25 protein-coding genes are annotated in these 23,655 nt (G+C 65.0%); 18 read left to right on the top strand and 7 right to left on the bottom strand.

Annotated elements, in window-relative coordinates; genetic code table 11:
• Nucleotides 1–66: 66 nt before the first annotated feature.
• The gene (gene purB, locus H4V99_RS00795) at nucleotides 67–1,449 is read right to left on the bottom strand and encodes an adenylosuccinate lyase (protein ID WP_280674669.1); all 1,383 of its coding nucleotides are present in this window, start codon (nucleotides 1,447–1,449) and stop codon (nucleotides 67–69) included.
• Entirely contained in the window at nucleotides 1,446–1,973 is a 528-nt protein-coding gene (locus H4V99_RS00790) for a low molecular weight protein-tyrosine-phosphatase (RefSeq protein ID WP_280674667.1), read from the bottom strand. Before H4V99_RS00790 ends, purB begins: the two co-directional genes overlap by 4 nt.
• A 126-nt stretch (nucleotides 1,974–2,099) precedes the next feature.
• Between H4V99_RS00790 and H4V99_RS00785 the strand changes: the two genes are divergently transcribed.
• Nucleotides 2,100–2,384, top strand: a complete 285-nt coding sequence (locus tag H4V99_RS00785; RefSeq protein ID WP_280674665.1) for a hypothetical protein — start codon at nucleotides 2,100–2,102, stop codon at nucleotides 2,382–2,384.
• On the top strand, nucleotides 2,384–3,895 hold the full coding sequence (locus tag H4V99_RS00780; RefSeq protein WP_280674659.1) for a hypothetical protein: 1,512 nt from the start codon (nucleotides 2,384–2,386) through the stop codon (nucleotides 3,893–3,895). Before H4V99_RS00785 ends, H4V99_RS00780 begins: the two co-directional genes overlap by 1 nt.
• Here H4V99_RS00780 and H4V99_RS00775 read toward each other — a convergent pair.
• Complete coding sequence (locus H4V99_RS00775; protein WP_280674656.1) at nucleotides 3,870–4,256, bottom strand: phage holin family protein; 387 nt, start codon at nucleotides 4,254–4,256, stop codon at nucleotides 3,870–3,872. The genes H4V99_RS00780 and H4V99_RS00775 overlap by 26 nt on opposite strands.
• An 86-nt stretch (nucleotides 4,257–4,342) precedes the next feature.
• On the opposite strand from H4V99_RS00775, the gene H4V99_RS00770 reads away from it, so the two are divergent.
• The 4 genes from H4V99_RS00770 to H4V99_RS00755 all read left to right on the top strand — a co-directional run bounded on the left by H4V99_RS00770 (nucleotide 4,343) and on the right by H4V99_RS00755 (nucleotide 9,055).
• Nucleotides 4,343–5,455: a histidinol-phosphate transaminase gene (locus tag H4V99_RS00770; RefSeq protein ID WP_280674654.1), complete on the top strand. Its 1,113-nt coding sequence runs from the start codon at nucleotides 4,343–4,345 to the stop codon at nucleotides 5,453–5,455.
• A 67-nt stretch (nucleotides 5,456–5,522) separates the two neighbouring features.
• Entirely contained in the window at nucleotides 5,523–6,614 is a 1,092-nt protein-coding gene (locus tag H4V99_RS00765; RefSeq protein ID WP_280679863.1) for a thiamine pyrophosphate-dependent dehydrogenase E1 component subunit alpha, read from the top strand.
• A gap of 74 nt (nucleotides 6,615–6,688) precedes the next feature.
• The gene (locus tag H4V99_RS00760) at nucleotides 6,689–7,654 is read left to right on the top strand and encodes an alpha-ketoacid dehydrogenase subunit beta (RefSeq protein WP_280679861.1); all 966 of its coding nucleotides are present in this window, start codon (nucleotides 6,689–6,691) and stop codon (nucleotides 7,652–7,654) included.
• Nucleotides 7,655–7,708: 54 nt separating this feature from the next.
• Nucleotides 7,709–9,055 carry a dihydrolipoamide acetyltransferase family protein gene (locus H4V99_RS00755; RefSeq protein WP_280674652.1) on the top strand — a complete coding sequence of 449 codons (1,347 nt, stop codon included), beginning with the start codon at nucleotides 7,709–7,711 and terminating at the stop codon, nucleotides 9,053–9,055.
• A 329-nt stretch (nucleotides 9,056–9,384) separates the two neighbouring features.
• Here H4V99_RS00755 and H4V99_RS00750 read toward each other — a convergent pair whose 3' ends face one another.
• Nucleotides 9,385–10,290, bottom strand: coding sequence for a transposase (locus tag H4V99_RS00750; protein ID WP_280679859.1), 906 nt, complete (start codon nucleotides 10,288–10,290; stop codon nucleotides 9,385–9,387).
• A 467-nt stretch (nucleotides 10,291–10,757) separates the two neighbouring features.
• On the opposite strand from H4V99_RS00750, the gene H4V99_RS00745 reads away from it, so the two are divergent.
• The 11 genes from H4V99_RS00745 to H4V99_RS00695 all read left to right on the top strand — a co-directional run bounded on the left by H4V99_RS00745 (nucleotide 10,758) and on the right by H4V99_RS00695 (nucleotide 20,030).
• Nucleotides 10,758–12,470 (top strand): hypothetical protein, encoded by a 1,713-nt coding sequence (locus H4V99_RS00745; RefSeq protein ID WP_280674650.1) that lies wholly within the window; start codon nucleotides 10,758–10,760, stop codon nucleotides 12,468–12,470.
• 74 nt (nucleotides 12,471–12,544) lie between these two features.
• Nucleotides 12,545–13,603, top strand: a complete 1,059-nt coding sequence (locus H4V99_RS00740) for a metal ABC transporter substrate-binding protein (RefSeq protein WP_280674648.1) — start codon at nucleotides 12,545–12,547, stop codon at nucleotides 13,601–13,603.
• A 7-nt stretch (nucleotides 13,604–13,610) separates the two neighbouring features.
• Nucleotides 13,611–14,402, top strand: coding sequence for a metal ABC transporter ATP-binding protein (locus tag H4V99_RS00735; RefSeq protein WP_280674646.1), 792 nt, complete (start codon nucleotides 13,611–13,613; stop codon nucleotides 14,400–14,402).
• The gene (locus H4V99_RS00730; RefSeq protein WP_280674644.1) at nucleotides 14,403–15,281 is read left to right on the top strand and encodes a metal ABC transporter permease; all 879 of its coding nucleotides are present in this window, start codon (nucleotides 14,403–14,405) and stop codon (nucleotides 15,279–15,281) included.
• The gene (locus H4V99_RS00725; RefSeq protein ID WP_280674642.1) at nucleotides 15,281–16,096 is read left to right on the top strand and encodes a metal ABC transporter permease; all 816 of its coding nucleotides are present in this window, start codon (nucleotides 15,281–15,283) and stop codon (nucleotides 16,094–16,096) included. Before H4V99_RS00730 ends, H4V99_RS00725 begins: the two co-directional genes overlap by 1 nt.
• Nucleotides 16,093–16,500 carry a transcriptional repressor gene (locus H4V99_RS00720; protein ID WP_280674640.1) on the top strand — a complete coding sequence of 136 codons (408 nt, stop codon included), beginning with the start codon at nucleotides 16,093–16,095 and terminating at the stop codon, nucleotides 16,498–16,500. The genes H4V99_RS00725 and H4V99_RS00720 overlap by 4 nt, the downstream gene beginning before the upstream one ends.
• Before the next feature lie 147 nt (nucleotides 16,501–16,647).
• Nucleotides 16,648–16,884, top strand: coding sequence for a 50S ribosomal protein L28 (gene rpmB, locus H4V99_RS00715; protein ID WP_280674638.1), 237 nt, complete (start codon nucleotides 16,648–16,650; stop codon nucleotides 16,882–16,884).
• Nucleotides 16,884–17,051: a 50S ribosomal protein L33 gene (gene rpmG / locus H4V99_RS00710; RefSeq protein ID WP_280674636.1), complete on the top strand. Its 168-nt coding sequence runs from the start codon at nucleotides 16,884–16,886 to the stop codon at nucleotides 17,049–17,051. The genes rpmB and rpmG overlap by 1 nt, the downstream gene beginning before the upstream one ends.
• A 2-nt stretch (nucleotides 17,052–17,053) precedes the next feature.
• The gene (rpsN, locus tag H4V99_RS00705; protein ID WP_035835254.1) at nucleotides 17,054–17,359 is read left to right on the top strand and encodes a 30S ribosomal protein S14; all 306 of its coding nucleotides are present in this window, start codon (nucleotides 17,054–17,056) and stop codon (nucleotides 17,357–17,359) included.
• 300 nt (nucleotides 17,360–17,659) lie between these two features.
• Nucleotides 17,660–17,947, top strand: coding sequence for an HU family DNA-binding protein (locus H4V99_RS00700; RefSeq protein WP_035835256.1), 288 nt, complete (start codon nucleotides 17,660–17,662; stop codon nucleotides 17,945–17,947).
• Nucleotides 17,948–18,053: 106 nt separating this feature from the next.
• Nucleotides 18,054–20,030 (top strand): cytochrome c oxidase assembly protein, encoded by a 1,977-nt coding sequence (locus H4V99_RS00695; RefSeq protein ID WP_280674627.1) that lies wholly within the window; start codon nucleotides 18,054–18,056, stop codon nucleotides 20,028–20,030.
• 45 nt (nucleotides 20,031–20,075) lie between these two features.
• On the opposite strand, the gene H4V99_RS00690 is transcribed toward H4V99_RS00695, so the two are convergent.
• Nucleotides 20,076–21,122, bottom strand: coding sequence for a hypothetical protein (locus H4V99_RS00690; protein WP_280674625.1), 1,047 nt, complete (start codon nucleotides 21,120–21,122; stop codon nucleotides 20,076–20,078).
• Between the two features lie 109 nt (nucleotides 21,123–21,231).
• On the opposite strand from H4V99_RS00690, the gene H4V99_RS00685 reads away from it, so the two are divergent.
• Entirely contained in the window at nucleotides 21,232–22,533 is a 1,302-nt protein-coding gene (locus H4V99_RS00685) for an AAA family ATPase (RefSeq protein ID WP_280674623.1), read from the top strand.
• Nucleotides 22,534–22,541: 8 nt separating this feature from the next.
• On the opposite strand, the gene H4V99_RS00680 is transcribed toward H4V99_RS00685, so the two are convergent.
• On the bottom strand, nucleotides 22,542–23,114 hold the full coding sequence (locus H4V99_RS00680; RefSeq protein WP_280674621.1) for a hypothetical protein: 573 nt from the start codon (nucleotides 23,112–23,114) through the stop codon (nucleotides 22,542–22,544).
• A gap of 32 nt (nucleotides 23,115–23,146) precedes the next feature.
• Nucleotides 23,147–23,554: a DUF4383 domain-containing protein gene (locus tag H4V99_RS00675; RefSeq protein ID WP_280674619.1), complete on the bottom strand. Its 408-nt coding sequence runs from the start codon at nucleotides 23,552–23,554 to the stop codon at nucleotides 23,147–23,149.
• Nucleotides 23,555–23,655: the final 101 nt, after the last annotated feature.

Raw genomic sequence — 23,655 nt, 5'->3', positions numbered from 1 at the left:
TCACGCCACACAGCGGATGCCGCGAGCCTCACCAGGTGAGGCTCGCGGCATCCGCTTTGTCGCGTTTTAGCCCAGGTAGTCGACCAGCGGGTCGGCCAGTCCCACGTAGCTGCTGGGCGTCAACTCCAGCAGGCGGGCCTTGGCGGCATCACCAATCTCGAGCGCGGAGACGAACGCCACGAGGTCGTCACGGTTGATGCGCTTGCCGCGGGTGAGCTCCTTGAGGAGTGCGTACGGGTCGGCGATGGTGGAACGTCCGGCCGAGACCTCGGCGCGAATCACGGTCTGAATTGCTTCGCCGAGGATTTCCCAGTTGGTGTCCAGGTCACCCGCGAGCTGGGCGCGGTCGATGTCGATCTCGCCCATTCCGCGCAGCAGATTATCGAGCGCGAGCAGGGAGTGGCCGAAGCCCACGCCAATGTTGCGCTGCGTCGTGGAGTCGGTGAGGTCGCGCTGCAGGCGTGAGGTAACCAGGGTGGCTGCGAGGGAGTCGAGCACGGCGCTGGAGAGTTCCAGGTTGGCCTCGGCGTTCTCGAAGCGGATCGGGTTGATCTTGTGCGGCATCGTGGAGGAGCCGGTGGCTCCCACCTGAGGAATCTGCCGGAAGTAGCCGATGGAGATGTAGGTCCACACGTCCGTGGCCAGGTTGTGCAGCACCCGGTTGGCGTGGGAGATCTTGGAGTAGAGCTCCGCCTGCCAGTCGTGAGACTCGATTTGCGTGGTGAGCGGATTCCAACCGAGGCCGAGGCCCTCCACGAAGTCGCGGGAGATGGTGGGCCAGTCCACGGTGGGCTCGGCCACGACGTGCGCCGCGAAGGTTCCGGTGGCGCCGCTGAACTTGCCGAGGTACTCGTTGGCTTCGACCTGCTTCAGAATGCGCTCGAGCCGGTACACGAACACGGCGAGCTCCTTGCCCATGGTGGTGGGCGTGGCCGGTTGGCCGTGAGTGCGGGCGAGCATGGCGTCCGTGCGGAACTCCAGCGCTCGGCTGCGCAGGGCCTCGATCACGAGGCGATACTTGGGGAGCCACACCTCGTGAACGGCCTGACTCACAGTGAGGGCGTAGGAGAGGTTGTTAATATCTTCACTCGTGGCGGCGAAGTGGGTGAGCTCGGCAATGTGGTCGAGCCCGAGCGTGGTGAGGCGGCGGCGCACCAGGTATTCCACAGCCTTCACGTCGTGTCGCGTCGTGGCCTCGAGCTGTGCCAGCTCATCGATCTCTGCCTGACCAAAGGTGGTCACGAGCGAGCGCAGCGCGGCCTTCTGGTCGGCGGCCAGGGGCACCGAGCCGAAGAGGCTGCGATCGGTGAGAACGATTAGCCATTCCACCTCAACCTGCACGCGGGCGCGGTTGAGTCCGGCCTCCGAGAGGTACTCTCCCAGCTCGGTGACGATGCTGCGGTAACGGCCATCGAGTGGACTCAGAACCTGCGGGGGTAGTGGACTCATCGGTCTCCCTGTCGTATTGCCGGCGCGAGTTGCATGAACAGCGCCTGGTTTGCTCTCTCAATCATGCCTAAAACCGAGTCAAAGAGCGCATCCGTGGAATAGTACGGGTCGGGAACGTCGCTGAGGGCAGCCTGTTCGGGGTCGAAACTGAGCAGTAAGCGCACCTTGTCGCGGTCTTTGTCGGTGGTTGCCCAGTTGCGCAGAATGCGATCCTGCGATCGGTCGAGCACCACCACGAGGTCAAAGTCGGCGAACCAGGCGGGGTCAAACTGGCGCGCACGGTGGTGATTTCCGTCGTAGCCCTTCGCCGCCAACGCCGCAATCGTGCGGGCATCAGCGCGTTCTCCCACGTGCCAGTCGCCGGTTCCAGCGGAGCTCGTGCTCACCAGGCGCCCGAACCCGGAGCGGGTCACCATATCCCGCAGCACCAGCTCAGCCATGGGGGAGCGGCAGATATTGCCGGTGCACACAAAAATGATCCGGAATGGCGTTGACTCGTGCGGGCTGAGTGAGGAAAAACTCATAAAACCATTCTGGGACACGTTCTGGTCCTCCACAGTCGATCAGGTGAATTCTTACCCACGGATGCCCGAATTGCTGGGCAAACGGGGGGTACGCGGTGGCAGTCTCGGCAGCAACAGGGAGGCAGTGTGCTACTGGTGACAGACCCGTTTGCACCACCATCGGTGGACGTGATTGCGGCGTTGCGACACCAACGTGCGCTTCTGTGCGGCCTCCGCGACGACGTGCAGGACTGCGGCGGCAGCCTGTCGCCGCAGGGCGTCAGCGACACTTGGCGTGGCAGGGCGGAGCGTGCCTACGTGGACCGGCTTGACTCTCTCCACCGTGACCTGCAGGCACTGCTCTGGTTGCTCGACGATGTGCTGGCCGAGATCAACAGTGCTATCGATCAGGCCCTGGCCGGGCTGTCGTAATGAGCGACCTCACTCCTGACGCTGGCGGAACGGCGGGCAACCTGGTGCTCTCCGGTGGCGGAATCACCATGGTTGCCACCGATACCCTTTTTGCGCAGTTGCACATCATGCGACGGGTGCAGGGGCAAGCGGGTGACTGGCGGGTGCGCCTTGCCCACATCCGCGACCTAGAGACAAGTCCGGCCCCACTGTGGGCGCATGGCACGGTGGGGGCGTCGGTGCTGAACGCCGCGGCATCCGTTGACGCCATCGAGGCTCGGTGCGGTGACCTTGCCGATGCGCTCGGGAGCGCGGCCGAGAGCTATGGGCAGGCCGAACGCGGTCAGATCAACCTGCAACGCAGCCTCGGGGAGCTGGCAGGCTGGCAACTCGGTGCGCTGATCGGGTTCCTTCCGCCCGTGCAGTGGGCGATGTACGGGGCCGCAGTGGCCGTGGGCGGTCTCACCCTCGTTGAGGCTCTGCACACTCGTGTGGCCGGACCACCGGAGTTCCGAGTGGCGGCCCGTGGAGAAGAGACCGCACCCACCTCATCGGCACTGCAGGTGGATCCGCGCCTCTTCACGAGCACGGCCTTTGTCGGTGCGCTGCGGGTAGTCATGTCGTCCCTCGACGACGTCCAGGCCGGAATGCTGCGCATTCCCTTTCCGGTGTCACAGTTTGCGGGCGAGGGTGGTTTGGGCATCGAGGGAGTGCAGAGCATGGCACGCGGGGTTCTCGGTGGAGGCCGCGCGGTGAGCGTGTTCCGGCGCAGCCCGGTGACCGTGAAACGTGTGGGTGAGGCCGTCCCGGTGCTGCCACCGCGCACGCTCGAATCCGTGGCCACGCGAATTCCGAATGCCCGGGCGCATCGACCTCAGGTGCGCATAGAAAAGTACGGTGACCTGCGGCATCCGTCGTGGGGGGTGTACGTGGCCGGGACCGTGGAGTGGAATCCGCGAGCATCGTCGGAGCCCTGGGACATCAGCTCCAACATTGCCGCGGTGGCCGGCGAGCAACCCGCCTCCGAGATGGCGGTACGCCACGCCATGCGTGCGGCGGGGATCGCCCCCGGTGACCCCGTGGTTTTAGCCGGCCACTCGCAGGGAGGTGCGGTGGTGCAACGCATTGCCGCTGAGGGTGAGTTCAACACGCGGGCCGTGGTGACCTTTGGTGCGCCGGAGGGAAACCTGCCCGTTCCGGCCGGTGTCTCCGAGGTGGCAGTGGAGCACACGAACGACCTCGTGCCCGCTCTCACCGGGGTGGGCGGTGTGGGCGGGGCCGAGTCCACGGGGGACCGACTGATCGTGCGCCGGGAGGCCTTTCATGACCAGCCCATTCCCACCAACGACCCACTTCCCGCCCACAACATGTCGACCTATGCCCACACGGCGCGGGCTATGGATGGGTCCACGGAGACTCGCCTCACTGACTTTGCCCGGCTCGTCACGACAACCCTGGGTGCAGGTGCCGGGTCCGCCACCCTGTGGAAGGGGGAGCGGCTGGTGCCTAGTTCTGTGGGGCCCGCACGATGAGGCCGAGGAGCCAGCTCACGATGCTGAGCACCACGGCACCGATTACGCCCTCCCAGAAGCCATCGACCACGAGCCCGAAGCCCAGAAAGCCGGAGACCCAGGCCGAGAGCAGCAGCAGGGCACCGTTCACGATGAGCGCAAACAGCCCCAGCGTGAGGATGTAAAGGGGAAAAGCCACCACCCGAACAACGGTTCCCACGATGGTATTGACCAGACCAAAGATGAGTGCCACCAGCAGGTAGGTGATAATCACGGCACTGGTTTGGGGTGCGTAGGGCAGCACCGTCACGCCCGAGACGAGGCTCGCGGTCACCCACAGGGCCACCGCATTGATGAGGAGTTTGATCAGAAAACGTGCCATGTGACCATGATGACACCCCATGGGGGCTGGTCACGGCGTTGAAAGGCATGCCACCTTGCGAATATGGGGCGGCGTAGAATCGCGGAGTGAGCCAATCTGACCAGCCCTCAGTCCGACTGCGCCCGGAGATCATTGCCCTGCCGGCATATAAGCAGGGTAAACCGGCCCAGGCCGATGCATTCAAGCTGTCCAGCAACGAGAACCCGTTTGATCCGTTGCCGGGCGTCATCGCTGCGGTGCAGGCCGAAACCGCCTTCAACCGCTACCCCGATGCGTCTGCGCTTGCCCTCCGTCAGCAGCTCGCTGCCAAGTTCGGTGTGGATGCCGAGCAGGTGCACGTGGGCAGCGGCTCGGTTGCCCTTCTGGCGCAGCTGATCCTCGCTGCGGCGGGCCCTGGCGACGAGGTGCTCTATTCCTGGCGCTCCTTCGAGGCCTACCCGGGCCTCGTTGCTGTTGCCGGTGCCACCAGCGTCCGAGTGCCGAACCGCGCCGATCATGGTCACGACCTGGTGGCGATGGCCGACGCCATCACCCCCCAAACCCGCGTCGTCATCATCTGCTCGCCCAACAACCCCACCGGAACCATTGTTACCGCCGACGAGTTCCACGCTTTCATGGCCGCGGCCCCCACCGACCTTCTCGTGCTCCTCGACGAGGCCTACGCCGAGTTCGTAACGGATGCCGATGCCGGCGCCGTTTCGGGCGGCCCGCTACTCGTGCGCTACCCCAACCTTGTGCTTCTGCGCACCTTCTCCAAGGCTTATGGCCTCGCCGGTCTGCGCGTGGGCTACGCCCTCGGGCCCATCCCCATTTTGAACGCGGCCCGCTCCACCGCCATCCCGCTCTCGGTAACCGGGCAGGCCAGCGCCGCCGCCATCGCCAGCCTCGCCGCCGAACCCGAACTTCTGGGGCGAGTGGCCGTGCTGGCGAGCCTCCGCGACGCCACCTGGCGCGCGCTCACCCTGCAGGGCTGGCAGCTTCCGGCCTCGCACGCGAACTTCGTGTGGCTGCCCACCGGCGAGGAGACGGCCGCCGTGGCGGAAACTCTGGCCGCGGCCGGTCTGGTCGTGCGCGCCTTCGCCCCCGAAGGTATTCGGGTGTCGATTGGGGAAGACGAGGCCATGCAAAAACTTCTCAGCGTGACCGCAGACATTATCAAGTCGTTGCCGCCCGAACACGCGGCACGACGGAAGGACTAGGTCTGTGACAGCTCAGACAACACCGCCCACGAGTCAGAACGACACGTCCGCGAGCCCCACCGTGCGCATGCTCTCGACCGAGGGTCGCTTTGAGCTCACCGATTCCGCCGCCGAGTTCCTGCCCTACCTCGATGCCCTCACCGAAGCGGACTATCGACGCTTCTACCGTGACATGGTCGTGGTGCGAAAGTTCGACACCGAGGCTGCCAACCTGCAGCGCCAGGGCCAGCTCGCTCTCTGGGTACCCAGCCACGGTCAGGAAGCGGCGCAGGTGGGTTCCGCGTACGCCACTCGCCCGCAGGACCACGTGTTCCCCTCCTACCGCGAGCACGTCGTTGGCATGATCCGCGGCCTTGACCTCGTCGACATTTTGCGGATGCTGCGGGGCGTCACCCTGGGCGGCTGGAAGCCCGAGGAGCACGGCAACTTTCACCTCTATACCCTCGTGCTCGCCTCGCAGACCCTGCACGCCACGGGCTATGCCATGGGGATGCAGCTGGACGGATCCACGGCCACCGGCACCCCGGAGACCGACCAGGCCGTGATCGTGTACTACGGCGACGGGGCCTCGTCTCAGGGCGACGCCAACGAAGCTCTCGTCTTTGCGGCGAGCTACCAGACACCTCAGGTCTTCTTCCTGCAGAACAACCAGTGGGCCATCTCCGTTCCGGTATCGCGCCAGTCCCGCACCCCGCTCTACCTGCGCGCCGGTGGTTTCGGCATGCCCGGCACGCAGATTGATGGCAACGACGTGCTCGCCAGCTACGCGGTCACGCGCAAGTCCCTGGACGACGCCCGTGCGGGCCTCGGTCCGTCGATGATCGAAGCGCTCACCTACCGTGTGGGCGCCCACACCACGGCCGACGACCCCACCAAGTACCGCGACGCCGATGAACTGGCCTACTGGGTGGCTCGCGACCCCATCCTGCGCTTCCGCAGCTACCTGCAGGGACTCGGCATCGAGCAGCAGTTCCTCGATTCCGTCGACGAAGAGGCCGCTGATTTCGCTGCGGACACCCGGCGACGTGCGCTGGACATCACCGGGCCGGAACGCTCCGTGATTTTCGACAACGTCTACGCCGAACCGCACGCCCTCGTGGCCGAGCAGAAGGCCTGGCTCGAACGCTACGAGGCGACCTTCGAAGAAGGATCCCACTGATGACCGACACGACTGTTCGCACGCTCGCAGCCCCCGCGGCACAGGCCCACGTGAGCGCTCCGGCATCCGCTACCATGCCCATGACGAAGGCGCTCAATGCCGGCATGCGTCAGGCGATGCGTGATGACCCCAAGGTCCTGCTCATGGGCGAGGACATCGGCCCGCTCGGCGGTGTGTTCCGCGTGACCGAAGGTCTCATTGCCGAGTTCGGCGACAAGCGCGTGCTCGACACGCCGCTGGCCGAGTCCGGCATCATCGGCACCGCCATCGGCCTGGCCATGCGCGGTTTCCGGCCGGTGTGTGAGATTCAGTTCGACGGCTTCGTGTTTCCCGGCTTCGACCAGATCACCAGCCAGCTGGCCCGCATGCGCAACCGGCACGAGGGCAACCTCATCATGCCCGTGGTCATTCGCATTCCCTACGGCGGGCACATCGGTTCGATCGAGCACCATCAGGAGAGCCCGGAGGCTTACTTCGCGCACACCCCCGGCCTGCGCGTTGTCAGCCCGTCCAACCCGCACGACGCCTACTGGATGATGCAGCAGGCCATTGCGAGCGACGACCCGGTGATCTTCTTCGAGCCCAAGAGCCGCTACTGGCCCAAGGGCGAGGTGGTCATGGCCGAAAGCGGCACGGCTCTGCACGCGAGCAGGGTCGTGCGCGTGGGCACCGACGTCACGGTCACCGGTCACGGCGCCATGGTGAGCGTGCTCTTGCAGGCCGCCGAGCTTGCCGCCGCCGAGGGCATCAGCATGGAGGTCATTGACCTGCGTTCGCTCTCTCCCATCGACTACGCGCCCATTCTCGAGTCCGTGCACAAGACGGGCCGCCTCGTGGTTGCCCAGGAGGCCGCCGGCTTCGTGAGTGTGGGAAGCGAAATTGCCGCCACCGTGGCCGAGAGGGCGTTCTACTCCCTCGAAGCGCCGGTTTTGCGGGTGTCAGGGTTTGATACCCCGTTCCCGCCGGCATCCGTTGAGACGCACTTTCTGCCTAGCCCCGACCGGGTGCTCGAGGCCGTGGACCGGTCCCTCGCCTTTTAATAACACCCCACTGTTGGTGAGCAACAGTTCCATCATCTGCAAGAAAGGCACCTCATGAGCGTGTCGCATTTCACCCTGCCCGACGTTGGCGAGGGTCTCACCGAGGCCGAAATCGTGGAGTGGAAGGTTGCCCCCGGCGACACGATTGCCATCAATCAGGTGCTGGTCGAGATTGAAACGGCCAAGTCGCTGGTGGAGCTGCCCTCACCCTACGTGGGTGTTGTGGGCGAGATTCTGGTTCAGCCCGGCACCACCATCGATGTGGGCACGGTCATCATCACCATCCGTTCGCACGACGATGCGACCGAAGCCGTAGCGGATGCCCCGGCCGGCGACCGCGAGCTGGCCGACGCGGCCGCCGACACCAGTTCCACCATCACGGAAGAGCCCGAAGACAAGGTTTTGGTCGGGCGCGCGGCCCCGGCCACCATGCCCACACGTCGTCAGCGGCACACGAGCGCCCCGGTGGCGCACGAGGCGCTGGCACCGGCCCCGCCCCGTTCTACGGCACCGGCCGCGCCGCTGCCGGCCGCGCCCGCTGGCCCGGTGATTGCCAAGCCTCCGATTCGTAAGCTCGCCAAGGATCTCGGTGTGGAACTCGGCCTCGTAGAGGCAACGGGACCCATCGGCGACGTCACCCGCGAAGACGTGCTGCGTGCCGCAACGCAGGCGAGCGTGTTCCGCAACATTCAGACGCCGGAGTGGCCCGTCGACCGCGACGAGCACATTCCGGTGAAGGGCGTGCGAAAGGCCATTGCGCAGGCCATGGTGAAGAGCGCCTTCACCGCGCCGCACGTGAGCCTGTTCGTGGATGTGGATGCCACCCGCACGATGGAATTCGTGAAGCGGCTGAAGGCATCCACTGACTTTGCTGGTGTGCGGGTGTCGCCGCTGCTCATTATGGCGAAGGCCATGATTTGGGCCGTGCGTCGCAACCCCACGGTCAACTCCACGTTCACCGATGAGGAGATCATTGTTCGGCACTATGTGAACCTCGGGATTGCTGCGGCCACGCCGCGTGGACTCATTGTGCCCAACATTAAAGAGGCCCAGGACATGAGCCTGCTCGAGCTTGCGTCGGCGCTGGAGGCGCTCACGATCACGGCTCGCGATGGCAAGACCAGCCCCGCGCAAATGGCGAACGGCACCATCACCATCACCAACATCGGTGTGTTTGGTATGGACACGGGAACGCCCATTCTCAACTCGGGCGAGGCCGGAATTGTGGCGCTCGGCACCATCAAGCAGAAGCCCTGGGTGGTGGACGGGGAGGTGCGCGCCCGGTTCGTCACCACCATCGGTGCGAGCTTCGACCACCGTGTCGTCGATGGAGATGTGGCGAGCCGCTTCCTGGCCGATGTCGCCAGCATCATCGAGGAGCCGGCTCTCCTCCTCGAGTAGCCCGTCTCCGCCCCCTCCCGCTGGTCGAGGAGCCGGCATGTTCTTCGCCGGCGTCTCGACGCTTCTATGGGAGTTGTCAAGCTGTTGAGGTCTTTTTTGATGATGTTTCGTGAGTCGTGTGGCGTGTTTTTGGGCGCGTGAGGGTGGCGGGCGGGCCGTCGAAGATGGCCTGTCCGCTGGGCGGTGGTGTCGTTTTAGGTGGTGTGGTTATCGAGGACGCGGAACAGGTGCCGGGCGATGTAGCGTTTCAGGACGCGTTGGATCTCTTTGGGTGTCTTGCCTTCCTTCGTCCGTTTCTCGACGTAGGCGGCGGTCGCCGGGTCGTGGTGTTAGCGGTAGAACGTGGTGACCCAGATGGCGGTGTTGAGCGCCCGGTCGCCACCGCGGTGCAGACGGTAGCGGATGGTGTTGCCCGATGACGCGGGGATGGGCGCGATGCCCGCGAAGCGGGCAAACGCGGCCTCGGAGCGGATGCGTCCCTGGTGCGACCACGACACGATCAGCTGCGCGGCGACGATCGCGCCGACGCCGTGCTCAAGCAGCAGGTAGGGGGCGAGGGCTTTCACGTGCTTGAGGAGGCCCTTCTCGTTCGCCGTGAGCTCGGCTTGACGGCTGAGGATCTCTCGCGCTTCGCGGGCAGCCTCGGCGCGGATGGTGACCATGCCGACGTCATCGTTTCGATGGGCGCGCCAGGCTGCGACGACTTTGATTTGCTCGGCTGTGAGGGCCAGGCGAACGTCCAGGCCGAAGCCGTACCCGCGCAGCAGCGCTGTGAGGCGGTTGTTGGAGGCGCTGTGGGCCTTCTTGAGGGCGGCGCGCGCGGTCAGTAGCACCGTCAAGGCTGCGTGGTGCCCAGCGTGGTTGCGGGGCGTGATGAGGTGCTCCATTGGCAGGGCGAGGGCGTAGCGGGCGGCGTGCTCTGCGTCGATGGGGTCGGTTTTGCCGGCCCGGCGAACGCCGCGCTTGGGCGGCCTGGTTTCGGTGACGCGCACGCCGGCGGCCGTCAGGAGGTCGCAGAACTGGGCTCCGTAGGACCCGGTGCCCTCCATGGCCACCAAAACCGGCCCTGTTGTTTCGCGTTCGATCCACGCCTGAGCCCGTTTGAGTCCGGGCGGAGTTGTCGGGAATGTTTGCGCGGTGCCGTGTTTCCCGCCCAGATGGTCGAGGGCGACCAGCGTGTGTGTCTTGGCATGGGTATCCACCCCGATGACATAACTGAACTGCTGTGAGACCATGGTCACGATAACTCCTTCGATGGGTGTTATGTCGTGCCGGTCTGGGGTTCCTCGGAGAACATCTCTGTAATGAGTCACGACCCTGTTGGGGGTACGGACAGGCTTCTAATCAAGTCACTCTGAGGGTCACAGGCCGGCCTGATTCGATGCGTGGAGCGGACATGTCGAGACGAAGACACCTCCGTGAAGAGAGTCAGAGACCAAAAGAGTCACGCAACCCACACGAATCAAGACCAGCCTGCCAGCTGATAACCAGACCAGCTACAACCATTACAGAGACCTCGCAACCTAGTCTCGAGATCGGCTCACGGGGTCTCGACTGCTCGCAAGCTCGCGCTCGACCAGCGAGAGGGGGGCGCGACCCTCGCGCTCGACCAGCGGAGGGCGCCGACCCTTGTTCAGTTGCCCTCCCCTCCCTACACTGAGAGAACCTCAGCAGAACGGCGGCGAGCGATGTGGTGCAGTCAGTGAGGCGAGCGTCCTGCCTTGTGGCCCTGCTCCTCACCGTCACCCTCACGGCCTGCGTGGCCGAGGTCTCCGCCACTCCGCCCACCGTCCTCCAGGTGCAGACCTCACTCCCCAGCGACTTCCTCACCGTTGCCGCCGACACCGATCCCGTGCAAAACGCCCTCGCCGTGAGCGCTGCACTGTTCGATCGGTCCGAGCTCGTGATCACCGCGCCGACGGGCAACGACCGCGCCCAGCTCCTCGCAGCATCAGCGGCCATTGATCTCGGTGTTCCTCTCCTGCTCACCCCCGCCTTCGGTGCGCCCACCACAGCCAATCTCAGCGCCGAACTCACCCGGCTACGCGTGTCCCACGTCGTAAACATCGGTGGCAGCACCCCCACGTCAATCGCGTCCGCGTCTACCGGTCCCACATGGGGAGCGGATGCCCCACGCACGCGACTTTCCGTTGCGGCGACCTCCGTGGCGGTGAATGCCCTGCTGCCCGCGCCGCTTCCCGTCGTTCGGGTCGCGTCGCCGCAGCTCGCGCTCACCGCGCTCTCCGTCATCAGTCCTGCGGCCCCGGTGCTGCTCGATCTTCCGCCGGCGTCCCGGCCTGCAGCCACCTCCTCTCCCGCGCCTGGCCCCACCGACTCGACGCCCGACTTTGCTCTGCCCCGCGTCACCCGCGCCGCCGCCCTCACAGGAGGCCTCCTGCTCGCCGCGGATGTCCCGGCCCAGCTCGCCGGCGTTGCCACGGCTCGCGCGGCCGGGGTGTCGGTCACGCTCCTCCCGAACGACGCCCCGAACCCGCAGTCCTCGTCCGCCGTGGTGGCCGCGATGGGCTCGGTGGCACCCACCGCTGTGCTGGCGCTCGGCGCACCCTTCGCCACCGAGATCGGTCTCGACTACAAGGTGCGCGCGGCCGCCACGGGTACCCAGCTTCCAGGCGGGGGTCAGGTGCTGTTTCCGAGCAGGCGCTTCGTGGCTCTCTACGGCACGCCGGGCACGTCGGCGCTCGGCGTACTGGGGGAGCAGGGCGTGGTCGAGGCTATTGCGCGCGCGCAGCAGCTGGCAGCGGACTACCAGCCGCTCAGCGATCGACCCGTGATTGCCATGCACGAGATCATCGCCACGGTGGCGTCTGCCGGACCCGGGGCCGACGGCAACTATTCCAGTGAGATTCCGGCAGAACAGCTGCGCCCCTGGGTGGAAGCGGCTGGAGCCGCCGGAGTGTACGTCGTGCTCGACCTGCAGCCCGGTCGCACCGACTTTCTCACCCAGGCGCAGCAGTACGCAGACCTCCTCACCCTGCCCTACGTGGGGCTGGCGCTCGACCCGGAGTGGCGGCTGGGCCCGGATCAACGCCATCTCGCGCAGATTGGACGCGTGGACATTGCCGAGATTAATGCCGTTGTCAGCTGGCTGGCCGCGCTCACGAGCGAGAATGCCCTGCCGCAGAAGCTGCTGGTGCTGCACCAGTTTCGCGGGAGCATGATTCAGAATCGCGCGGCCCTCGACCTCACCCACCCGGAGCTGGCCCTGCTCATTCACGTGGACGGTCTCGGTGGGCAGCCCGACAAGCAGGCCACCTGGGCCACTTTGCAAGCGGATGCCCCACCCGGCGTGGCCTGGGGGTGGAAGAACTTTATCGACGAGGATCAACCCATGCTCACCCCGGAGCAGACCATGCAGGGCGTCGTGCCGACGCCGGACCTGGTGACCTACCAGTGACCTGCACCAAGCGACCAGTCCACCCTATCGATAATGGTTTTGACAATCATTATCAACAACGGTACCGTCGAAGCATGCAGACAAGATACTTCGCCGTTCCCGTGCTGATCGCTTCAGCGGCCCTGGCCCTCTCGGGGTGCGCCGCGACTCCGAGCACGGCCTCGTCGGATTCCGCACTCAAGGTTGTGGCCACCACCACGCAGGTCGCGGACTTTACCCGTGCCGTTGTCGGCGATGCCGCTGACGTGAGCCTCACCCAGTTGATCCAGCCCAACCAGAGCGCCCACAGCTACGACCCGTCGGCCGCCGACCTCACCGCCTTGGGTACGGCTGATGTGCTCGTGATCAACGGTGTGGGCCTCGAAGAGTGGCTCGCGGATGCGATTGACGCCTCCGGTTTTGACGGGGTCACCATCGATGCGAGCCACGACATCACCGTGCTCGGCAGTGAGGTTGAAGCCGACCACGCCGATGAAACGGAGGAGGAGCACGCGGCCGAGACCGAGGACGACCACGCCGGTGAAACCGCCGAGGAGCACGACGAGCATGCCGAGGGTGACCCGCACATCTGGACCGACGTGCGCAACGCCGAAACGATCGTGAAAACCATCGAAGAGGGCCTCGCCGAGGCCGACACCGCGAGCGCGGCAAACGTCGCGGCCTTCGCGGACAACACGGCGGCCTACACGGCCCAGTTGGCCGACCTGGAGACGTGGATTCGCACCAACGTTGAGGCCGTGCCCGCCGCCGAACGACTGCTCGTGAGCAATCACGACGCCCTCGGCTACTACACAGCCGCCTACGGCATCACGTATGTGGGCGCTGTTATCCCAAGCTTCGACGACAACGCCGAGCCGAGCGCCGCAGCCATCGACACGCTGGTGAGCGCCATTCAGGCAACCGGCGTACAGGCTGTGTTCTCCGAGGCCTCCCTCAACGCTAAGACGGCCGACACCATTGCGACCGAAGCGAACGTTGCGGTCTACTCCGGTGATGATGCTCTGTACGTGGATTCCCTCGGTCCTGTGGGCGGCGCCGGCGAGAGCTACCTCAAGGCTCAGGTACACAACACGACACTGATTCTTGAGTCGTGGGGCGTTACGCCCACTGCGCTGCCCGCCGACCTGCAATAGTTAACACGTGATCGAGAACCCTTCTCAAGAATTGCTGACCGCTCCCGCCGCGCTTCGTGTGGCGGGGGCGTCTTTCGCGTACGGCCCGGCACCCGCACTCACCGACATGAACTTTCAGGTTCTACCGGGTGAGGCCGTGGCACTCATCGGGCCCAATGGGTCGGGCAAGTCCACCCTGCTCAAGGGAATTCTCGGTCTCATTCAGCGCACCGCGGGAACCGTGGAGGTGCTCGGTGCCGCCCATGCCCCGGCCGGATCGGTCGGTTACGTGCCACAGACCGATCAGCTTGACCCGCAATTTCCGATCACGCTCGCTCAGGTCGTGATGATGGGCCGTTACCGTTCGCTCGGCTGGTTCCGGTTGCCCGGCAAGGCCGACAGGCGCGCGGTGGCCGCTGCCCTTGAGGCCGTTGGCCTCAGCGACCGGGCCAAGACCCGTTTCGGTGAGCTCTCGGGCGGTCAGCAGCAACGCGGCCTGCTGGCGCGTGCCGTGGCATCCGGTCCCCGGCTGTTGCTGCTCGATGAACCGTTCAACGGCCTCGATCAGCAGAACCGGGATGCCCTGATTGACACCGTGCGCCGGCTGAAGGCCGATGGTGTGGCCGTGCTGGTCTCCACCCACGACCTGGAGCTGGCTCGCGCGGTGTGTGAATCGGTGCTGCTTCTGAACGGCACCCAGGTGGCGTTCGGTGCGCGCGACGCGGTACTCACTCTCGAGAACGTTCAGCGCGCCTTCCATGATGTGGGTATCGAAATGGACGAGCACACCGTGGTGCTACCCGGCCACGGCGGTCACTGAATGGATCTCACCGGCCCGCTCTTTGACGCCTTCGCGCTGCCCTTCATGTCGCGGGCGCTGCTGGTGCTCGCGGTGCTGAGCCTCGTGGCCGGACTCGTGGGCGTGCTCGTCAACCTGCGCGGGCTGGAGTTCATCAGCGACGGCCTCACCCACGCTGTTTTCCCCGGCATTGCCGTGGGATTCGTGTGGGGTGGGCGTGAGGGGCTCTTCCTCGGTGCCATGCTGTCGGCGCTCGTCGCGGCGGTTGTGCTCACGCTCATTGTGCGGCGGGCCGTGAGCTCGGATGCCGCCATCGCCGTGGTCTTCACGGCCATGTTCAGCGTGGGCGTCATCGTGGTGTCTCGGCAGACCAACTATGTGGGCCAGCTGGAGCAACTGCTCTTCGGCCGTCTGCTCACGGTGAGCGCGACCGAGGTGCTGCAGGCCACCGTCATTTGCGGTATCGCCCTCCTGCTCGTGGGTGTCACGCTTCGGCAACAGGTCTTTCGCGCCTTCGACCACTCCGGCAGCGCGGCCGCCGGGTATCGCCCGCTCGTGCTGGACATTGTGCTCAACGTGGCCATTGCGCTCGTGGTGGTGGCGGCCAGCAACGCTGTGGGGAACCTCCTGGTTCTGGCCGTGCTGATCGTGCCCGGCGCCTTCGCTCGGCTCGTCACCAACCGGCTCTGGCTGCTCTTTCCCATTGCGGCCGGCTTTGCCGTGCTCGCAGCCTGGTTCGGTCTCGCCATCGGATTCGAGGCATCCGTTAATGCGGGCATCGACCTGCCGAGTGGCGCCACCGTGGTGTTGCTGCTCGTGGCCGGTTACGCCGTGGCACTCGTGGCCCGGCTGGCCATTGACCGGTTTGCTGGCCGCTGGCCGGTTGGGGTGCGGCGCTAATGGGCTACTTCGAACAGGCGCTACTTGCCAGTGTGGTGATCGGCGCCCTCAGCGGCCTCGTGGGCACCCTGGTGGTGCTGCGCCGGCGCACCTTTTTTGCTCAGGCACTCACCCACGCCACGTTCCCCGGAGCGGTGGGCGCCACGCTTCTGGGGGTGAGCATCCCGCTGGGGGCGGCGGTGGCCAGCGTGCTGATTGTGGGCCTGATGACGCTCATCGGTCGGGTTCGACGTCAGGGCAGCCAGGTGGCCTCCGGCATTCTGCTCACCGCCGGCTTCGCGCTCGGCGTGCTGCTGCAATCACTGAACCCCTCGCTCCCCGTGCGCGTGGACTCCTTTCTCGTGGGCTCGATCCTCACCGTGACCACGAGCGACATCGTGCTCGCCTCCAGTGTGCTGCTCGTGGCGCTCGTGGTGATCATCGTGCTGGGCAAGCAGATTCTCTTCAGCACCTTTGACGTGAATGGCTACCGTGCGGCCGGGTATCGCGAGTGGCCCATTGAGCTGCTCACCCTCACCCTCATCACGGCCACGGTCGTCACCGCCATGCCCGCGGTGGGCGCAATTTTGGCCATTGCCCTCATTGCGGCCCCGGCAGCGGCCGCCCGCCTGCTCTCGCACACCACGACGCACATCTTTGTGATTGCCCCGGTGCTGGGCGCGGCGTCGGGTGTGATCGGTGTGCTGCTCTCCCGCTGGTTCGATCTGGCCGCGGGACCCGCCATCGCTCTCACCGCGGCGGGCTTCTTTGTGCTCGCCCTGGGGGTCAGCCGGGTGGGGCGACTGGGTCAGATGTCGGTACGGTTAAAGACATGAAGCGAAACACCTGGCAGCGCGAGGCTGTGCGCGGCGCCCTCGACGCGAGCGAGGGCTTTGTGAGCGCACAGGGCCTCCACTCCACCCTGCACGCCACGGGTTCACCCATCGGCCTCGCCACGGTGTACCGCGCACTCGCCGACCTCGCCACCGAGGGCAGCGCCGATTCCCTGCAGTCGCCCGACGGCGAAAGCCTGTACCGCGCGTGCAGCACCAACGACCACCATCACCACCTCATTTGCCGTAACTGTGGCCTCACCGTTGAAATTGAAGCGGATGCCGTAGAAACGTGGGCGAAGAACGTGGCGTCCGAGCATGGGTTCAGCGCTGCGGCGCACGTGGTTGACGTGTTTGGGCTGTGCGAGCGCTGCACGAGCGCTGCTGCCGCGGCATCCGCTGACTAAAGCGTGGGTTTGCGGTCGGGCGTCAAACCCCGTATCGTTGAAGACTGCTACGCCTCTGTGCGTGCATTGCGGGAACTTGCCACACGTGGCTGCCCGCCGACAAGGAATCTTGGGAAAGGCATTCGCCTTTCGGTAATGGAGGAAACCATGGCATCTGTATGCCAGGTGACCGGAGCTGTTCCTGGCTTCGGACACAACATTTCGCACTCGCACCGACGCACCAAGCGTCGCTTCGACCCGAACGTTCAGAAGAAGACGTACTACGTGCCGTCGCTTCGTCGTAATGTAACGCTGACCCTGTCAGCAAAGGGCATCAAGGTTATTGATGCTCGTGGTATCGAGCGCGTCGTCAAGGACGTTCTCGCTCGTGGGGTGAAGATCTAATGGCCAAGGCACATGACGTCCGTCCGATCATCAAGCTGCGTTCGACGGCTGGAACCGGTTACACCTACGTAACCAAGAAGAACCGTCGTAACGACCCCGACCGTCTCGTACTCAAGAAGTACGATCCCGTAGTGCGTAAGCACGTTGGCTTCCGTGAGGAGCGCTAAAAATGGCGAAGAAGAGCATGATTGCCAAGAACAACCAGCGCAAGGTTATCGTCGAGCGCTACGCCGCGAAGCGCCTTGAGCTCAAGAAGGCCCTCGTGGACCCGGCCGGCACCGACGAGTCTCGCGAAGAGGCACGCAAGGGCCTGCAGAAGCTTCCGCGCAACGCGAGCCCGGTGCGCCTGCGCAACCGCGACGCCGTTGACGGTCGTCCCCGTGGCCACCTCTCCAAGTTCGGCATCTCGCGCGTACGTTTCCGCGACATGGCGCACCGCGGCGAGCTGCCCGGCATCACCAAGTCCAGCTGGTAACTCCTGCTGGCGGTCGCTGTAGCGGCCACTGACGCATTCAAACGGGATGTCGACTTCGGTCGGCATCCCGTTTTTTTGTGTTCCACGCGCCGCCCTGGGTTTTCGCCCAGAGCGAAAATAGGGCGTTTCAGAGGGTGAAAGTGCCCTGAAACCGCCGGAAACAGGCGTAAATCCGCGGAATCTCGCGGATCTCTGCTAGATTTCAACTCGGTCGAACCGACCAACGGGTCAACTTTTACCAGTTGCATCCGCTTACGAATATCGCTGTTTTTACAGACGTAGGTCCGAGGAGGACACTCAATGGCTGACAAGTCGCTGAACAAGACCGAGCTCGTTGCCAAGGTTGCCGCTGACTCCGGACAGAGCCAGGCTGCAGTTGACGGCGTTCTGAACGCATTCTTCGCAACCCTTGCTGAGACCGTTGCCGCTGACGGCAAGGTCACCATCCCGGGATGGTTGGGCGTCGAGCGCACCGCCACCGCCGCTCGCACCGGCCGTAACCCGCAGACCGGCGAAGAGATCGCCATCGCTGCCGGCCACCGCGTCAAGCTGACCGCTGGTAGCAAGCTCAAGGCTGCCGCCAAGTAGCTTTCGCTCACTGGTATTACGGGGCGTCGACTTTGGTCGGCGCCCTTTTGCGTGCCACTCGGCACACGTTCGGCTGGGTCACGGGTGGGACGGTTAAGCTGATGAGGTGCCTCGTCTTGCCCGCGTTCTCGGTCCGTCAGCCCTGCTGCTGGTGGCGCTCCTGTCCACCCTTGTTGCCCTCGATTTTGGTGGGGGATCAGCGGCGCAGTTGATCGCCGACCCGGGCCCGGTGGTGCGGTGGGGCCTGCCCATCTCGAAGCTGCTGGTGAACATCTCGGCCGCCGGCGCGATCGGGGCACTCCTGCTCGCAATCTTCGCTCTCAGCCCGAAGGAGCGCGAGTTCGGCATTGCGCTCGACTTTGCCGCGGCATCCGCTGCGGTCTTCGCCGTGGCATCGGCCGTCACCGCCTTCTTCACCTTTCTGCAGGTCACGAACGTGCCGATCAGTCTTGATGATCGTTTCAGTGCCACGGTGGGCCAATTCTTCGGTCAGATCGATCTGGGTCAGGCGTGGCTGGCCACAACCCTGATCGCCGCCCTGGTGACCGTGCTGTGCTTTGCCGTGCGCAACCAGACGGCTCTCGTGTTCGTGTTCGGTCTGGCACTGCTGTCGCTGCTCCCCATGGCGCAGCAGGGCCACTCAGCCGGCGCCTCCGGGCACAACGCGGCCATCACCGCCCTCGGCCTGCACCTCGTGTTTGCGGCCATCTGGCTGGGCGGACTGCTCACCATCATTGTGCTGCGCAATCACCTCGTCAAGGACCGCCTCGGCGAGGTGCTCGGGCGGTATTCCACACTGGCCCTGGTGTCATTCATTGTCGTGGCGTCATCTGGTTATGTGAGCGCGGAACTGCGCGTGGGCACGTGGGACAACCTCTTCACGCCCTACGGCATTCTGGTGCTCGTGAAGGTGTCCGCTCTGATCGTGCTGGGCATGTTCGGCATTCTGCACCGGCGCTTCTTCATTGGACGCCTCAACGCCAGCGCCGAACACGGGCGCCGCTGGTTCTGGTGGCTCGTTGTGGCCGAGCTGGGCTTCATGGGCCTGGCCTTCGGTGTTGCCGCGGCGCTCGCCCGCACGGCCACCCCCATTTCGCAGACCGTACTCGCGGACGTGGCTGCGTCCACGCCCGCGCAGATTCTCACGGGTGAGCCGCTGCCGCCGGAACTTACCTTCAGCCGGTATTTCACCGAGTGGAACTTTGACCTGCTGTGGATGCTGTTCTGCGCGTTCGCCATCTTCTTCTACATCGCGGGCGTGCGGCGCTTGCACCGCCGCGGCGACAAGTGGCCCCTGTACCGCACCCTGCTGTGGGTGAGCGGGCTCGTTATCCTCTTCTATCTCACCAGTGGTGGCCTGAGCGTGTATCAGGAGTACCTCTTCTCCACGCACATGATCATGCACATGATGCTGACCATGCTCGTTCCCGTGCTTCTGGTTCCGGGCGCACCCGTCACTCTCGCCGCGCGTGCTATTGCCAAGCGCAAGGACGGCAGCCGGGGGTCCCGCGAGTGGATTCTCATCACCGTGCACTCCAAATTTGCGAGTACCATCGCGAACCCCTTCGTGGCGGCCGCCCTCTTTGTGGGCTCCCTCTGGGTTTTCTATTACACGCCCATCTTCAGCTGGGCCACAACCGAGCACCTGGGCCACCAGTGGATGATCGTGCACTTCCTGATCACCGGCTACCTGTTTGTGCAATCGCTCATCGGCATCGATCCGGTGCCCTTCCGCCTGCCGTATGCGTTCCGGCTGCTGCTGCTCATCGGCACCATGGTCTTCCACGCCTTCTTCGGCGTGGCACTCATGATGGGTTCCGGTCTGCTCCTCGCCGACTGGTTCGGCGCCATGGGTCGCACCTGGGGGCTGAGCGCTATCGCTGATCAGCAGATGGGTGGCGGATACGCCTGGGGAATCGGCGAGCTGCCCACGATTGCGCTGGCGATCGTGGTGGCCGTTCAGTGGAGCCGCAGCGACGAGAAAGAGACCAAGCGTCTCGACCGTAATGCCGATCGCACGCACGAAGCGGAACTCACCGACTACAACGCCAAGCTCGCTCGCATGGCCGCCCAGGATCGGTAGCCCGGCCCGCACCGAAACGTCTGAGCGGGATTAGGAGCGGAAGCGTTAGCGCAGCTGAATGGCCAGGGCGCCGCTCGGCTGAATGGCCACACTGAGGCCCATGGTGAACGGCACGTCTTCGTCGCGCGTCTCGATGCTGCCATCGAAGAGTGACTGCACCTCCACCACGAGGTGCGCCAGGCCCTCGGTCTGCGGCATCTCGAATGACGTCTCGCCGGGGGTGAGCGTCACCTCCGGGTAGGCGGCCATCGTCCAGGTGGGCGCACTGAGCACCCGGTTGTCGATGTCCATGCCAAACCGGCATCCGGTGGGTTGCAGCACCGTCTGAGTGATGCACTGTGCATCCAAAAATTCGTTCAGTTCAACCTGAACCTGATCCACGAAGACCGCGTTCGGAACCGCGTCCACCACCACATCGATGACGCCCGTCTTGGTCACGGGCACGGGCACCGCTGCCGCGTTCAGCAGCGTGGTGTCGTGCCGAAACGTGTACACCGACGGCGCGAAGGCGAGGTAGGTGGCGGCATTCGTGAACGAGGCCGGGGCATCCGCTTCGGCGTGCGCCCGGGTGTCGAGGGTGAGGCCGTTCACGGTGAAGATCGACTCGTGCTGTACCTCCACGGCCAGTGCAGCGACGGGGCTCGTGGCGAAGCGCCAGCTGGAGAAGACGCCCCCGAATGTGCCCGTGCTTTCCACGGAGAACCGCATGCTGGACGGCTGGCCGTTGAGGTCAAAATCGTAGACCACGGTGTGTTTGCCGGGCTGCACCTCAACATCGCTCGTGAGTGTGACGTTGGTCAGATCTCCCAGAGCGGATGCCCGCAGCAGCGTTGTGGGCAGATCGCTTGGCAACCCCGCCGCCTCGAGTTGAGCCGCGCGGGGCCGCACGCCGCCGAGTGACAGCGCCCCCACGGTGTCTTTTCGTTCCAGAGCATTGAGGTACTGACCCACAAAACCGCCGGCGCTATAGACGTTTGTGTTCAGTGCCGTGATGGTGGCCACGAGGGCACCCACCAGGAGGGCGGCGATGAGGGCTGTGGCCAGGACGGCGCGCAGCATGGCGCTGCGCTGCTTCTGGTCGGCGTGGGTCACTCCAATATCCTACGGTGGCAGTCGTGACTACCCTGCCGGACAGTTACAGTGGAATGTCCCGTTGATACCACCGCTGGTGGTGCGCGCGGGATCTAGCGAAAGTACGTGTGTGTCTGAGATCCCACTGTCCCGCGAGCAGGCCGCCGTTTTCGCGGCCATCGAGGGCACCCGCCAGAACGTGTTCGTCACCGGCCGCGCCGGCACGGGAAAGTCGACGCTGCTCAACCACCTGTCCTGGAACACGAGCAAGCAAATTGTCATTGCCGCGCCCACCGGCGTCGCTGCGCTGAACGTGGGCGGACAGACTCTGCACTCCCTGTTTCGACTGCCGATCGGCGTGATTGCCGACAGCCCCATTGATCAAAACGATCAGGTGCGCAAGCTGCTCAACACCATCGACACCCTCGTCATCGACGAGGTCTCCATGGTGAACGCCGATCTGATGGATGCCATTGACCGCAGCCTGCGCCAGGCTCGGCATCGTCCGCACGACACGTTTGGCGGCGTGCAGATTGTGCTCTTTGGCGACCCGTACCAGCTGGCTCCGGTGCCGGGTGGCCCCGAGGAGCGCGCGTACTTTGCCGACCACTACCGCTCCATGTGGTTCTTCGATGCCAAGATCTGGCAGGACGCCGATCTGCGCATCTTCGAACTCACCGAGATTCACCGCCAGAGTGACTCCGACTTTAAGCTGATGCTCAACGCCGTGCGACACGGGCAGGTCACCCCCGCCATCGGTGGTGCGCTCAACGCCGCCGGGGGCCGCACACCTCCCACGGAGGGCGTGATCACCCTCGCCACGCGCAACGACTCGGTGAACCGCATCAACGCATCCGCTCTCAAGCGCCTGTCGGGTAAATCGCTCACCGCCAAAGCGGATGTCGTGGGCGACTTTGGCGGGCGCACGTTCCCTGCCGACGAGGTGCTGGAGCTCAAGGTGGGCGCGCAGGTGATGTTTCTACGCAATGACTCACCGCTGGACGGCGGACCGCGCTGGGTGAACGGCACGATTGGCACCGTCACCAAGGTGGATTCCACGGTGTTCGTGGACATTGACGGGCAGACGCACGAGGTGGAGCCCGTGGTGTGGGAGAAGTACAAGTACACCTACAACGCGGCCACGAAGAAGCTCAGCAAAGATGTGGTGGCCGAGTTTACGCAGTTTCCGCTGCGGCTGGCCTGGGCCGTAACCATTCACAAGTCCCAGGGTGCCACGTATGAGCGGGCGATTGTGGACCTCGGGTCCCGGGTGTTCAGCCCCGGACAGACCTATGTGGCGCTCAGTCGCCTCACGAGCCTCGCGGGGTTGTACCTCACGCGGCCGCTGCGGCCGAGCGACATCATTGTGGACGAGAACGTGCAACGGTTCATGAACGTGCAACCGAGTGAGGCGCCCGGACTCACGTCGTAGCGCGTGCACTAGTGACCGGCGTGACCGCCGCCGTTGAGGCTCTCGAGCCCCGGGACCGAGTGGGAACCGTGGGGTACCGCGTAGAGGCCGGCGTTCGTTCCGGCTAGTGCCGGTGTGGTGAGACCTGAGAAGACGAGGCCGCCCACAACCAGCGCGGTGGCAAATTTCCACCCGGCCGGCTTGGCCGGTGTCGCGGTCTCCGTGGTGCCTGCGGTTTTCGCCGGGTTCGCACGCTGACGGCCAATGACGGTGAGTGCCACGGCGAGGAACACGTTGAACAGCGAGGCAACAAGCATGGGATAGAGCGGAAGTCCGGTGTCCGCCGCGGTCACGCCCAGGCCACTGCCGAGCGCGACCGTGACCGCCCACACAGCCACCGGAATGAGCGCGCCGCCCAGGGTGATGCGCGGCCAAATAATGCGCCCGGTCGCCAGCGTGGCCACGGCCCAGCCGAGTTCGGCGACACCGAACCCCACGAGCAGGACCGACAAGGGGAAGGGAGCTCCGGCGCCAATGGCCAGGTGGATGAGCCCGGCCCCGAGGGCCGAGAAGGCAAGCAAGATGCGGATAGCCGGGGTCATGGGGGCTCCCTTCCAGTGTCGGCGAGGTTCAGCTACGCGGTGGCTGAACGCACGGACTTATCGGCGGCCAGACCGGCGCCGAGCAGAACGATAGCGCTCGCGAGGTGCAAGAAGTGGTCGGCCGTGTTGAGAGCCAGGATGTTGAGGCCGGTACCCACCAGGAAGAAACCGACAATACCCAGCAGCAGGTAAACCGCACCGATTGTGGTGTTGGTCGCCTTCGCGGCCGAGACGCTGGAGAGTCCGGCGATGAGAAGGGCGGCACCAATGAGAAGGTGGGCAATATTGTGCAGCGGGTTGACCTCAAAGATGCCGAGAATCAGTCCACCTGATGTTGCGACAAGGCTTACGCCTCCGGTGTAGGCGAAGCCGAGAAGTCCAACGAGCAGATAGACCGCACCAAAAATGGTTGCGATGAGACGGTTGGGTGATTGAGTCATGTCGATTACCTCCTGTAGATTTCACGGCTAACCCGTGGCTTGCTATCTATTCGGAGATCCAGTCAACTCGGATTGGTCGGGTTTCTTGGGTGGAGCGAAAT

Source organism: Cryobacterium sp. CG_9.6 (genome assembly GCF_029893365.1).
Lineage (GTDB): Bacteria > Actinomycetota > Actinomycetes > Actinomycetales > Microbacteriaceae > Cryobacterium.
This window is presented reverse-complemented; position numbering and strand designations above follow the sequence as displayed.

Bases quoted from the DNA above. Each gene is read 5' to 3' on its own strand.
- rpmG (WP_280674636.1), top strand. From the start codon at position 16,884: ATGGCCAAGGCACATGACGTCCGTCCGATCATCAAGCTGCGTTCGACG.
- H4V99_RS00680 (WP_280674621.1), bottom strand. From the start codon at position 23,114: ATGACCCCGGCTATCCGCATCTTGCTTGCCTTCTCGGCCCTCGGGGCC.
- purB (WP_280674669.1), bottom strand. From the start codon at position 1,449: ATGAGTCCACTACCCCCGCAGGTTCTGAGTCCACTCGATGGCCGTTAC.
- H4V99_RS00765 (WP_280679863.1), top strand. From the start codon at position 5,523: ATGCTCTCGACCGAGGGTCGCTTTGAGCTCACCGATTCCGCCGCCGAG.
- rpsN (WP_035835254.1), top strand. From the start codon at position 17,054: ATGGCGAAGAAGAGCATGATTGCCAAGAACAACCAGCGCAAGGTTATC.
- H4V99_RS00675 (WP_280674619.1), bottom strand. From the start codon at position 23,554: ATGACTCAATCACCCAACCGTCTCATCGCAACCATTTTTGGTGCGGTC.
- H4V99_RS00780 (WP_280674659.1), top strand. From the start codon at position 2,384: ATGAGCGACCTCACTCCTGACGCTGGCGGAACGGCGGGCAACCTGGTG.
- H4V99_RS00740 (WP_280674648.1), top strand. From the start codon at position 12,545: ATGCAGACAAGATACTTCGCCGTTCCCGTGCTGATCGCTTCAGCGGCC.
- H4V99_RS00790 (WP_280674667.1), bottom strand. From the start codon at position 1,973: ATGAGTTTTTCCTCACTCAGCCCGCACGAGTCAACGCCATTCCGGATC.
- H4V99_RS00730 (WP_280674644.1), top strand. From the start codon at position 14,403: ATGGATCTCACCGGCCCGCTCTTTGACGCCTTCGCGCTGCCCTTCATG.
- H4V99_RS00725 (WP_280674642.1), top strand. From the start codon at position 15,281: ATGGGCTACTTCGAACAGGCGCTACTTGCCAGTGTGGTGATCGGCGCC.
- rpmB (WP_280674638.1), top strand. From the start codon at position 16,648: ATGGCATCTGTATGCCAGGTGACCGGAGCTGTTCCTGGCTTCGGACAC.
- H4V99_RS00750 (WP_280679859.1), bottom strand. From the start codon at position 10,290: ATGGTCTCACAGCAGTTCAGTTATGTCATCGGGGTGGATACCCATGCC.
- H4V99_RS00755 (WP_280674652.1), top strand. From the start codon at position 7,709: ATGAGCGTGTCGCATTTCACCCTGCCCGACGTTGGCGAGGGTCTCACC.
- H4V99_RS00775 (WP_280674656.1), bottom strand. From the start codon at position 4,256: ATGGCACGTTTTCTGATCAAACTCCTCATCAATGCGGTGGCCCTGTGG.
- H4V99_RS00760 (WP_280679861.1), top strand. From the start codon at position 6,689: ATGCCCATGACGAAGGCGCTCAATGCCGGCATGCGTCAGGCGATGCGT.
- H4V99_RS00720 (WP_280674640.1), top strand. From the start codon at position 16,093: ATGAAGCGAAACACCTGGCAGCGCGAGGCTGTGCGCGGCGCCCTCGAC.
- H4V99_RS00700 (WP_035835256.1), top strand. From the start codon at position 17,660: ATGGCTGACAAGTCGCTGAACAAGACCGAGCTCGTTGCCAAGGTTGCC.